The sequence below is a fragment of the Klebsiella sp. BIGb0132 genome (assembly GCF_024810075.1).
Lineage (GTDB): Bacteria > Pseudomonadota > Gammaproteobacteria > Enterobacterales > Enterobacteriaceae > Klebsiella > Klebsiella terrigena.
The window spans coordinates 12,848-24,899 of the sequence record NZ_JANUDW010000008.1; the positions used below are offsets into that span (position 1 = coordinate 12,848).

A 12,052-nucleotide genomic window follows, 5' to 3' on the forward strand; every position below is an offset into this window, starting at 1 on the left:
TTATTTTTCTCCCCCAAACCGCAGTTTGTCCGTCACCACATCAACCTGCTTCATTAAAACGCTCTTTCCATCTTCAGACGTTGAGACGGTTTGGCTGGCTGCATCCTCAGCCTGAATCGCCAGTTTCTGCGCCGACAGAGCCGAACCATCGTAGGCGTGAATCGCTTTGGGCGTATAAGAAAAATCAGCGCTTTCCCAGCTCTGCGCCGCCTGGCTCATACTCTGCCCACCAAACTTCTGCCACACAGCCGCCCGCTGGATGATTTTGTCCGGTGCCGCGCACTCCACGACACCATCCGCAATACGGATATAGCCGCCTCCGCTGGTGAGAATAATTTCCTGCTTCGCGCTGATAACCAGCTTGCCTTCGCTGCTGCTGATGCGGATATCTTTCAGCGCGTCCAGCGTCATCTCATCGCCCTGCGCCTGTATCTCCACCTTCCCTTTGCTGGCAAAAATTTTGATACCCAGCTGTTGCGCAAACAGACTCACCCTCTCCCCGGCCGCCACGGTGAATCTTTTCAATACGCTGAAATCAGTGTGTTTGCCGCTGGTGCTGATAAAATTTTCACCCGCTGACAGCTGCAGGCTTTCCGGCGTGGTCTGGGCAATACCCGCCGGGGCTGAGAGCAATAACGTCGACCGTTTCAAATCAGTCAGCGCCTGCTCCAGTAACGCCTTCTGAGTCTGGATATCGGCCAGTTCAGCTTTGGCCGTTTCAACTGCACTGCTCAGGGCTTCGGCCTGGATTAATGCCTGCTGCAGCTGGCTCAGGGCCGCCCCCATCTCCAGCACCTGCCCTTGCGCCTTCGCCTGCCCGTCGGCGCTGATAAATATCCCTTTCTGCGCACGTATTGCTCCCCAGCTGTCCGTGCGCAGCTCAAAGCCTTCCCCGCGCTGTTGCTTCTCGCTGTCGACCAGGTGACCAAGATTCAGCTGGCTCTTGCCGCCGTACTCCGTCGAGACCTTGATATGCTCTTTCCCGCGCTCATCGTCGAGGCGGATTTTATTATTCGCAGGCGTCCGCAGAACGTTACGTTTGTAGTTGCGGATGGTGACGTGGTCGCCGTGGGCCGAGTCGTGCAGCACGCCGGCGATGTACGGCCTGTCCGGGTTGCCGTCCTCAAAGCCAATCGCCACTTCGGTGCCCGCCAGCAGCGGCAGGTGCAGGCCGTAGGTGTCGCCCGCGTACGGGCGGGACTGCCGCACCCACAGGCTTTCAAATCCGGTCTCCCAGCCGTCGCGGTCAAACAGCATGTTGACGCGGTAGCGCCCATCTTTATCAATATGTCCGTAGGTGTCATTTTCGGTGGTGCTGGTCACGCGGGCAGGCAGCGTACCGGCCATCACCGGGCGTGAGCCTGGTTCGGAACGGAAACCAAAATCGACGCTGTCCGGGATACCCTCAAAGTTAACCCCAAAGTCTTCATCACGGCGGGCATGCGTATGCATTGCGGTGACGACCACGCCCCGGCAGAAGGTCTCCGCCACCTCATAGCCGCCCGTGACCTTCAGCAGCATACCCGGAGAGAGCGTCGGGCAGCTGGTCATCGCCCGGGTCCGCGTCTGGCCGTTCAGGTAACGTTCATGCCGTATGCGGGCGTAAAACGCCCCGGACTCCGGGGCCGGGTTGCGCTCGTACGCGCTACCCGGCGTGAGATAATTGTCCGCATAGTGATAGGCATCACCGTAGGTGGTGCTATCTCCACGGGTGGCATCCACCTGCGCATTCATGTCCTCGTTAGCCTGACGGTAGTTGTAGTCGCGGGTGCTGACCTGCTGCTGCACCACGTTGTGACGACATTCCATCTCCCAGACCGAGTCCACCCCTTTAGAATGCTGGCCCGACAGCGGTACCGATGGCAACGTCAGGTCTTTCTCGTAGCCCTGCTGGCTGTCGTAAAATGCCACCACGTCGATGTTCAGGCGCGTGTCGGCGGTAAAACGAAACCAGATCCCCACTTCGCCCAGCAGGCGGGTAATGAAATGCAGGTCGTCCTCAGAGTACTGCATCACCTGCTCCCGTCGCGGGTACTCCTTGCTCAGCGAGAACAAAAAATCCTGCCCTTTGAAGCTATGGCGTTCGCGCAGAATTTTTTCGACGATCTGTGGGACCGACATATCCTGGTAGATGGCGTTCTGGTGCGAACGTTCGAGTAGCGCCAGACGCGGCTGGATCGTCAGCGCGTAGTGGGTTTCATCCGCGGAAGTACTGAGGCGTTCAAAGCCCGTCACTACGCCCTGAATCACCCGAACCGGCTGCTGCAGCTTAATGCCGAAGCCCTGATCGACCGGAGCCTGCAGCGTCAGAGAACCGGCCTTCATCAGCATCATCTCTTTACTGATGGCATGCTCGGCGCTGGTGAACTCAATGCGGTAACTGAACGGTCTGCTCAGGGCTTCCTGGCCTTCAAAGGCCAGCACGTCGAGCTCGGCTTCGCAGCCTTTCACTGCCAGCAGGTGGTGGTTATGGCTGAATCTGGTTTTGGGATTGGTACTCATAATGCCACTCCTCCAGCTTCGCTAAACTCCAGTGCGACACCCTCATCATCACTCCAGCCAAGCCGCAGTGAGTTCAACTCCCGTTTCTCCGCCATATGGCTCAGCAGCTGCTGGCTTAGCACCGGCAGAATCTGCTGATTGAGCAGGCTGTCGACGTTGCGCGCACCGGTATCCGGCAGCAGACAGGCCGCGGTAAGCGCGTCATACAGGCTCTCGTCGATATGCGTGGCCGCACCGTAGTGGCGGCTCAGGCGTTTGCTGACCTGCGCCAGCTTCATCTGCACGATGGTACGCATCGCGGTTTCCGCCAGCGGGCGATAAATCACGGTCTGGAAACGGGCCAGCAGCGCCGGCTGGAAGCGATCGCGCAGAATGGGGCGCAGCAGTTCATGTAAATCAACTTCGGTCGCTTCCGGCCTTTCGACCAGCAGCTGCATGATAGGGTCGCCGCCGAGGTTGGAAGTCATCAGAATCAAGGTGTTACGGAAGTCGATTTCGCGTCCTTCACCGTCGCGCATAAAGCCGCGGTCGAACACCTGATAGAACAGGTTCATGACGTCGCGGTGGGCCTTTTCTACTTCATCGAGCAGCACCACGCTGTACGGGCGCTTACGTACCGCTTCGGTTAGAATGCCGCCCTGACCGTAGCCCACATATCCCGGAGGTGAACCCTTCAGTTGGGAAACGGTGTGCGGCTCCTGGTATTCGGACAAATTGAGGGTGATAAGGGATTTTTCGCCGCCGTACAGCGCGTCCGCCAGCGCCAGCGCGGTCTCGGTTTTGCCAACGCCGCTCGGGCCTACCAGCAGGAATACCCCCTGCGGGCCGTTTTCAGCCGTCAGCCCGGTTTTGGCGGCCCGCAATCGTTGGGCGATGGCGTTGAGGGCCGCATTCTGCCCCACCACGCGTCTACCAATTTCGCTTTCAAGGTTCAGCAGTTCGGTCTGCTCGTCCTTCATCAGCGAGGAGAGCGGGACGCCGGTCCAGTCGGCAATGACGTTGGCGACGGTGCGAACATCCACATCAACCGAAAGCAGCGGACTGCTTTGCTGAATGTCCTGCAGCAACTGCTGCAGTTCATGCGTTTCACCCTGTAAGGAGATATCCTGACGGCTCTCCAGCAGTTGCTCCGTCAGCCTGAGCTCCTGTCCGTACTGAGTTTCCCGCTCATCGAGTTCGACAATCAGGCTCACCTCTTCCTGTTCAATCATGGTCAGGCGTTCACCATCCGCATGATTGCCGACGGCGATATCCTCCAGCAGCGCCTGTTTCTCCATTTCAAGAGACGTAATTTGCGCGCGGATACGGGTCAGCTGTTCCGGTACGGTTTCAAGGCTCATACGCACGCGGGCGCTCGCGGTATCCAGCAGATCGATCGCTTTGTCCGGCAGCTGACGACCGGTCAGATAACGTCGTGACAGAGCGACCGCAGCGCGTACCGCGTCGTCGGTAATGTGGACGTTGTGGTGTTCGGCGTAGCGGGACTTCAGGCCGCGCAGCATCAGGCAGGCGGTATCGTCATCCGGCTCATCGACTTTCACCATCTGAAAGCGACGCTCAAGCGCCGCATCGCGTTCAAAGTACTGTTTATATTCGCTCCATGTCGTGGCAGCGATGGTGCGCAGCTCCCCCCTCGCCAGCGCGGGCTTCAGCAGGTTGGCCGCATCGGCGCCGCCCGCCTGATTGCCGGCGCCGATAATGGTGTGCGCTTCGTCGATAAACAGCAGGACCGGCGTCGGCGACTGTTGTACGGCGTCGATGACGTTTTTCAGACGCTGCTCAAATTCACCTTTCACGCCGGCCCCCGCCTGCAACAGGCCGAGGTCGAGGGTGCGCAGGCTGACGGCTTTCAGCGGCTCAGGTACGTTACCTTCGGCGATGCGCAGCCCCAGACCTTCCACAAGGGCCGTTTTGCCCACGCCCGGCTCGCCGACCAGGATCGGGTTGTTTTTGCGGCGTCTGGAGAGAATATCCACCATCTGGCGGATTTCCGTATCACGACCAAATACCGGATCGATGCTGCCTTCGCGCGCCCTGGCGGTGACGTCGAGGGTATATTTATCCAGCGCGCTCTGAAGCACCGGATTAAGCTCACCTTCTTTTATCCCGGCCCCGACCGGACGACCGACAAACTGCACCTCCCCGCCGTTCTGCGCCAGCTCCGCGTCCTGCTGGGCTTCCGGGCGTTCGTCGGACTGCGTATCGAGCAGCGGGCGCAGGCGCTGCAGCTGGCTCTGCCCCAGCGTCAGCAGCGGCCACAGGCCGTCGCAGCGTACCATCTTAGGTTGATCCACCAGCGCCATCAGCAGATGCACGCCGCGAATGCGTTCTTCTCCGGCCAGCGAGGCCCGCATCCAGGCTTCGCGCATCAGGGTCTGGGTGCTATCGGCCAGCTGCGGGCGGCTGCGTACCGAGCGCGGCAGCGTATCGAGCCAGCCGAGCAAATCCTGCCACAGGGCGTCCATATCCCATTCATAGCGACGTGCCAGTACCGTGAGATCACCCTCGCCCTGCTCCAGCAGCTTCAGCAGCCAGTGCTCCGGCAGAATTTCAGCATGCGCTCGCGTGAGGCACAGGGAGGCAGCCCCTTCCATCGCACGGGCGCAGTAGGGGTTGAGACGTCGCAGAAGGATTGCCGGATTTTCCATGTTCTTGAACTCGCTGTCTGGGGACCTTCAGGCACGCTACCGCCCATCGCTTTTCCTTGTCGTAAGGAACCTAAAGCGCATCAGGTCAGATTTTCGTTTACGGGATGTTTTACTCAGTACCCGCCGGGCAGATACTCAGCAAAACTGCGGACAGGTTGCCCCATCCGCATCGGGCTTACGCGGTGGCGCGTTCGTTCCAGGAGTCGGAATGAATGATGTTGCCGTCTTTGTAGGTCCAGGTGATTTTTTCGTAACGCAGCTCGATCTGCTCGAGGTGGTTATGCTTTTCGTAGGAAGGGTCCTTGATGTCGTGCATTTTCGGCGCGACCTTCACCAGCTTGACGTTTTCCAGTTTGGTGTTGAAGTACTCCACCTCCTGGCCCGCGTCGTTGATTTTGTACCATCTGAATTCGGCAGATTTTAGGGTCTGGCCGGTAGTCACCGCCTTGTACAGATACGGGCTGGAGGAGTCGATCTCCTTGGTGAACAGGAAAGGCGTGTGAATGCGGGTGCCTGTCAGCTTGCCGGTATTGTTGTCGGTTGGGATGTAGAGGTTATGCTCCTGCGCCACCACCTCGATGCTGCCTTCACGATCTTTCACGTCGACGGAACCTTTAATATCCGCACCGCCGTCGTCTTTCAGCCAAAGATAAACAGGAATTGCCATGAATTACTCTCCATTGTGTTGTGATGCGCCATCATCCTGCGATGACGCCTGGGGGGTGCCCGATATCTGGCAGGCGTTCGCCTGCGGTACCAGACTGATTTCGACACGGCGGTTCAGCGCGCGGCCTTCCGGCGTGTCGTTGGTCGCGATCGGGCGGCTTTCGCCGTAGCCCTGCACCGCAAAACAGCTTTCCGACACGTCGCCGGTATCCCGCATCCAGTCCCGCACCGCTTCGGCACGCTTCAGGGACAGCGTCTGATTGCGTTGTGGATTGCCGGTGTTATCGGTATGTCCTGCTATCACGATCAGCCAACCCGGTTTAGCCCTGACGCCAACCAGCGAATTGACCAGCATTTTGGTGGAGCCGGCTTTCAGTACGAACCTGCCGGAATCGAACAGCGACATGCTGTCGAGACGGCTGATTTTGGGTGGCGTAGCTAGCTTTGCCTTCAGTTTTGGTGGTGGCGGCACATACGAGCGGATCGCATCCAGTACCGGCATACGTAACCGTTCACCCTGGTACAGGCCAAGGCTCATCCGTAGCGGTTCGCCGTTGCGCGCCCAGCCATCCAACTGAGCGGAATCCTGACGTAATACCTTGACTGCTTCGGCTTTGGGGCCGTAGTCATCCATGGAGAGTCGATAGTAGTGGGCGACATCGAAACTCAAACGGTTCAACAGCTGACGATTGTTCCAGCCACTGCTGAGCAGCGCCACGATAGCTGCCAGGGTGAAAAGCCCGAGTGCGCAGCGGCAGGCGCGGCCATGAGGCGTGAGGCCCTGGCTTTCCGGTAAGAGTGGGAGAACAAAGTCCGGGAATAGCGCTATTGTTGTGCTGTCAGCCCCCACCGGCTGCCAGCCAGCAGCGCGCAGTATGGCGGTGTGGCGTGTCAGCCAGGCGGTCCAGATGGAATCAGTGAGGCTACCGGAAACGTTCGGCCCAATCCCCCATAGCATCGCCGCGGGTGCAACTGCCGGGATATCCGGATTCTTATCGATAAACACCGCTTTGACGTGGCTTTGCGACCAGGTCATCAGGCTGTTCATCAGCACCTGCTGCTGCATGGCCACCGTGCTACCTGTCGCGACCCATGCAGAAATGGGGCTGGGGACTGAGGACTCCCGCCAAACGCGGATCCCTTCCTCCGCAACAGCGGCCTGCCAGAGCATGTCATTCATCATCGCGCTGCCGGCCTGGACGTTCAGAAGCAGCGGTACCGAATGCCCGATTTCACGGCGCAGCTGGCTGATGTACCAGCGCAGAGTCAGCAAACGACTGGTCAGGGCTTCGCTGTCCGCATGCTGCTGCGGGCAGACGCTGACCATCACCGCGAGCTGCCGCCCCCAGTTCGGACGCAGGCATAGCAGCTGCCGCGTCAGTTGCGCCAGGTTCTGATGCTCTTCAACCTTGATCCAACATCCCTGAGTGACGGTCAGCACCTGAGACCGTTCTGGCCAGATTTGCGGCAGATCGCCACAGACCAGCACCACCGGCTGGCGATAGGTCGCTTCAGGAAGATTATCCAACCGCAGGGCCACGTCCTGCTCGGAACGACGCCTTGTGACGTAGCCAATTATCGCGATCAGCCCCAGGGCAACCACCAGCACAAGAACGGAAATCAGCCGGGACGCCGGCAAAAATCCCAGGCACACAACGGCGCTCAGCAGTGCCGCCCACAGCGCAAGCCCGCGCCGTTGCGCCAGACTCATTTCGCCCCCCCAGGCAACAGGGTTGTCAGCATCCGCTCGAGCCAGGAGTTCAGTGCCCACCACAGGCCAACGGTCGCCAGAGCGCTCACGCCGATGCGTACAGGCCATAGTGATAGCCAGCGCTCCATTACCCGATGTGCTCGGCTTTCTACCATTAGCCGATCGGTCTGCGGATAGCTGAACGGTAAGACATGGTCAGCGAATGCCTGTATCAGTTTCTGACGCTTAGGGTCATTCAGCGACCGGAAATCACCGAGGAACCCCAGCATCATGACGCGCTGAAAGCAGGTGAGCACCGCACTGTCTGGTGCAGGTTCACGCAGTACATCTCGCATACGATCGCAGAGGGTATCTCCGGCATCCATGGTGCCGAGAAAGTGCCCCTGTAGAGGAATGTCATACCACTGTATGCAGGCGTCATCTTCTACGCCGCGGCCTTTAACCGCCTCATCGAGCAGTGCACACTGTGCGGTGAGAATATGCTGACAGCTGGCGTCATCCAGCTCGCTCTCTTTCAGCGCGCGCTGTACGCGCTCCACGTCCGCAACACAGCGTTCCCACAGCAATCGACCTTCCCCTTCCTGAAATTTTGGGCCGTGGCGCAGGCTGATAACCTGCAGCCATGTGTCCTGTAACAGCGCATCAATATCGATGGACGCGGAGATGCCGCGTTTGCGCTCGCTCATGTTCTCAGTACCGCGAAGAGTTCAAGTTCAGGCTCACCGAGCATTCCCGGGACATAAAACATACAGCAGCCGCTTTCGAGCATGTCGACAGCCAGAGGATGAGACACATCGAGGCTGAAATATTGATTCTCCAGGCGCAGAGGAATGGCGGCAGGTACATGGCGTAGCGGCGTCAATGGCACCCCCACCCGAGAGGAATTGACGATACCGCGGACGTGATCCGGGCTGCCCACTTTGCACTGGCGCGGAAACTGCTCCTGCAGCTGCGCGACCGGGATGGGGGAGCGTACGGATAAGTAGTAGTCGGCACCTTCGCGCAGACGGGGATCGTGCAGGCGTGCCTGCCAGAAATGCAGGCGCTTATCGTACTCAAGTTCAACGGACACCACCCGTGAGGGCAAGCTGGCCTCCAGCAGATCGCCCAATAAGTCGAACAACGGCGGGAAGACTGCACTCAGCTTTTCGTGCTGCCAGCCAGGAATGGCGCTAACCTGATGCTCAAGGGAGAACGTAAGCAGGCTGCCGGCAAGTCTTGCCAGTTCCGGATACAGTCGTTCAGCCGGGCTCTGCGGATATCGTAGAAACTGACCGAGTACCGGCTCCGCGCTGTTCAGGGCATTCAGCAGCCAGAAAAGAGACACGTCAGCCACCGCAAAATCTGCCATCCGCGCATTGCTTTCCCGGCGCATGGCCATCAGGCGGGTCAGACGGGCTCGCAGCTGGGTCATCAGCTGTTCAAGCTGGGTCACCAGCCAGCGGCTGCCCTGTACGGGTAGCAGCGGCGGGAGAAAGCTGCCATCAAGCTCCCAGGTACCCTGCGAATCCTGCTGCAGACGGGCCACCGGGCAGGTCAGATAATCACTGTTGTCCTGATGAGCAAAGCGTAGCGTCAGTTCCGCCTGCATCACCGCAATCTGGCGGGTGTCTTCACCATGCTGGTTGCGCACGTCCCGCCAGCGCTGGCGGTAACGAACCGGGCGATCGGCTACCTCATCGGGTGTCAGGCAGTTACCGCCATTAGCGCGTAACAAGGGTAAAGCCAGCACCACCACGGTGTCATATGATTCGCCATCCAGCGACAGCGCCGGTGGCAGCGCATCGGCATTGTCCGTATCAATAAGCGAACCATCCTGAAAACGGACATGCAGCCTGTGGGCCTGTAGACGACCGAGTTTCAGCATGTCCGATTCAAAGGTCGACTCAATCACCCCCCAGGGATGGTTGAGCCCCAGCCGGGCAATGCATTCCGCAGACCAGGCTGCATACGCAGCCTGTTGCTGGAAGTGCTGGGGAGAGACCATGATGCCCCTACCCCACAACGGTTGTTCCGTTTTCATCTGCTTCCTGCCTTACGTTACGCTTTCGCTTTCGGCATCTGGGAAACCAGCGACAGATTGACGTCCATGCCTTCCACCTGGAAGTGCGGTACGGCAAACAGCTTCACGCGGAAGAAGCCCGGGTTGTCCTCGATATCCTCCACCACCACTTTGGCGTCGCGCAGCGGGTGTGATGCCTGCAGCTCATCGCCCGGGTCGGTCATTTCGGTCACCAGGCTTCGCACCCAGGCGTTGAGTTCCAGCTCAAGCAGGCGGCGGTCCTTGGTGGTGCCGATGTTTTCACGCTGAATAAGCTTCAGGTAGTGCGCGATACGCGACAGCAGGAAGATGTAGGGCAGCCGCGCGTTAATCCGGCTGTTTGCGGTAGCGTCCGCGGTGTCGTACAGCGCCGGTTTCTGGGCCGAATTTGCCGAGAAGAAGCAGGCGTAATCCCGGTTCTTATAATAGGAAAGCGGAATAAAACCGAGGTTGGCGAACTCAAATTCGCGGGTTTCCGGCAGCATTACCTCTGACGGAATTTTCACCTGATTGCCGGTGCCGAGATCGTACAGATGAATGGGCAGGTCCTGCACCGCGCCGCCGGCCTGCGGCCCGCGGATCTGCACGCACCAGCCGTTGTTGATGAAGCTTTTCACCATGTTTGCCGCAAAGGCGAAGGAGGCATTGGTCCACAGGTATTTGTCGTGTTCCGGCCCTTTAACCTCTTCGACATAGTTGAAGCTGCGCACCGGCACGGTATCCGGGCCATACGGCAGGCGGCCCAGCACGCGCGGCATCACCAGGCCGATGTAGCGAGAGTCGTCGGTGTCGCGGAAGCTTTTCCATTTGATATATTCGGCGCGATCGAAGTAGTTGCCGATATCCTTGATGGCCGCAACCTGCTCCATGTTCTCCTTTAAAAAGAACGCCGGTCCCGCGGAGCCAATAAACGGCATATGCGCGGCGGCGGAGACTTTTGAGATGTTACGCATCAGCGCCACATCCTGAGCGGAGGCATCGAACTCATAGGCCGAGATAACCGCGGCAATAGGCTCGCCGCCCGGGGTGTCATACTCCGCGATATAGGTCTGCTTATACAGCCCGCTCTGGATAATTTCCGGAAAGTCCTCGAAGTCCTGGCGCAGCTCCTCTTTAGACAAATCGAGGAGCTCCAGCTTGACGTTCTGGCGAAAATCGGTTTTATCCACCAGCGATTTGAGCCCACGCCAGACGCCCTCAGTACGCTGAAAATCCCGGTGATGCATGACTTCATCAAGCTGACGGCCAATCTGAAAATCCAGCTCCGCAATATGATGGTCGAGGATCGTTTTATCCAGCTTCTCCACTTTGTGCCCGGATTTTTGCAGACACTGCATAAATACTTTCACCGCGGCGGTCACCCGCGCGTCGGCGGAGGTTTCCGCCATAACGGTCGTATCATCAAAACCGTTTAAATCACCGAGCTCAGCCACCGGCGTTAAATTTATTTTGTCAAACAGTGAGGCATATACCCCACCCTGCGGCAGGTGTTTTTCGACAACGGCGCCACCCGCCAGATTTTGGGATTCGTTATTGACTGACATTAGCATTTACTCGTCATTATTCCGTGATAAAAACGTCCAGTAATTAATCCTGGGCCGGGGCAAGCGCATTCAGTTCATTACGCAACTCTGCGGAAAGTGCGGGGTCTTTTAATATAATTTCCAGCTCTTTCCGAAAAGTCATATTATCCAGAAGATTTGATTTCAAATCGCGCAGCAGATTACGCATCGCGAGCATTGCCCGAAGCTGTGGGATTTGACGCGCCACCGCCTCCGGCTCGAAGTCTTTCATATTGTGAAAAAAGAGCTTCACGTTTTCTTCAGAACCATCGTTGGCGAGGGTGTTTTTAACGGTGAGATTGACTTGCGGATTAAGATTAGCCAGGACGCTGTTAAAATTGTTCTTGTTGATGTCTATCTTATCGCGCTCAGAGAGCGTGCCCTCTGCCTTGCCGTTGCTGAAGTCACCCACGCTCAGGAGCTTTAGCGGAAGCTCAACTTTCTTCTGAACTCCCCCCGTCAAAAGATCCAGCTTTATATTTACACGCGCACGAGGTATTTCATTCTGAAATGATTCAGACATATATACTTATCTCCTGAATAAATTAATCACTTAACCTGAAATATTGTCACCATAGAGGATGCGGCTTTTTGTTTTTACTCTAAATTCATCGCGGCGTAAAGCCTGAAAAACTCAAATAACCCGTAACGGCAATCGCTAATTAAAAGCAACCTGCGCCATAAGCCCGACATGACAGGCCTGGCGCGCCCGTCACCCGTTAATATTTATTTTAAATAAACCCACGCCGCAAAAATAAATAACATTCACGGCAACAATAATAATGCCAAATTAATAAATGAAATAATAAAATAATATTTTTCAAGTCCAGTGTCGGACATTTAAAACGCCACAAGGAGAGGAGCAGGCGGTATTGACGTAAGGAGTAGTATTAACTAAAGAAGCGGGCAGGCGAAAGCCGGC

General features: G+C 57.7%; 8 protein-coding genes. All 8 read right to left on the minus strand.

Annotation, left to right across the window (positions count from 1 at the left end):
* Positions 1-2,502 (minus strand): type VI secretion system Vgr family protein, encoded by a 2,502-nt coding sequence (locus M2416_RS19735; RefSeq protein ID WP_259226369.1) that lies wholly within the window; start codon positions 2,500-2,502, stop codon positions 1-3.
* Positions 2,499-5,150 carry a type VI secretion system ATPase TssH gene (gene tssH, locus M2416_RS19740; RefSeq protein ID WP_259226370.1) on the minus strand — a complete coding sequence of 884 codons (2,652 nt, stop codon included), beginning with the start codon at positions 5,148-5,150 and terminating at the stop codon, positions 2,499-2,501. The genes M2416_RS19735 and tssH overlap by 4 nt, the downstream gene beginning before the upstream one ends.
* 175 nt (positions 5,151-5,325) lie before the next feature.
* The gene (gene hcp / locus M2416_RS19745; RefSeq protein ID WP_041146130.1) at positions 5,326-5,817 is read right to left on the minus strand and encodes a type VI secretion system effector Hcp; all 492 of its coding nucleotides are present in this window, start codon (positions 5,815-5,817) and stop codon (positions 5,326-5,328) included.
* Between the two features lie 3 nt (positions 5,818-5,820).
* A complete protein-coding gene (locus tag M2416_RS19750) occupies positions 5,821-7,527 on the minus strand; it encodes an OmpA family protein (RefSeq protein ID WP_259226371.1) in 1,707 nt (568 codons plus the stop codon).
* Positions 7,524-8,213, minus strand: coding sequence for a type VI secretion system protein TssL, short form (gene tssL / locus M2416_RS19755; RefSeq protein WP_259226372.1), 690 nt, complete (start codon positions 8,211-8,213; stop codon positions 7,524-7,526). Before tssL ends, M2416_RS19750 begins: the two co-directional genes overlap by 4 nt.
* Positions 8,210-9,550 carry a type VI secretion system baseplate subunit TssK gene (gene tssK, locus M2416_RS19760; RefSeq protein ID WP_259226373.1) on the minus strand — a complete coding sequence of 447 codons (1,341 nt, stop codon included), beginning with the start codon at positions 9,548-9,550 and terminating at the stop codon, positions 8,210-8,212. The genes tssL and tssK overlap by 4 nt, the downstream gene beginning before the upstream one ends.
* Positions 9,551-9,567: 17 nt before the next feature.
* Positions 9,568-11,118 (minus strand): type VI secretion system contractile sheath large subunit, encoded by a 1,551-nt coding sequence (gene tssC / locus M2416_RS19765; protein WP_259226374.1) that lies wholly within the window; start codon positions 11,116-11,118, stop codon positions 9,568-9,570.
* A gap of 37 nt (positions 11,119-11,155) precedes the next feature.
* Positions 11,156-11,653: a type VI secretion system contractile sheath small subunit gene (gene tssB, locus M2416_RS19770; protein ID WP_076947403.1), complete on the minus strand. Its 498-nt coding sequence runs from the start codon at positions 11,651-11,653 to the stop codon at positions 11,156-11,158.
* Positions 11,654-12,052: the final 399 nt, after the last annotated feature.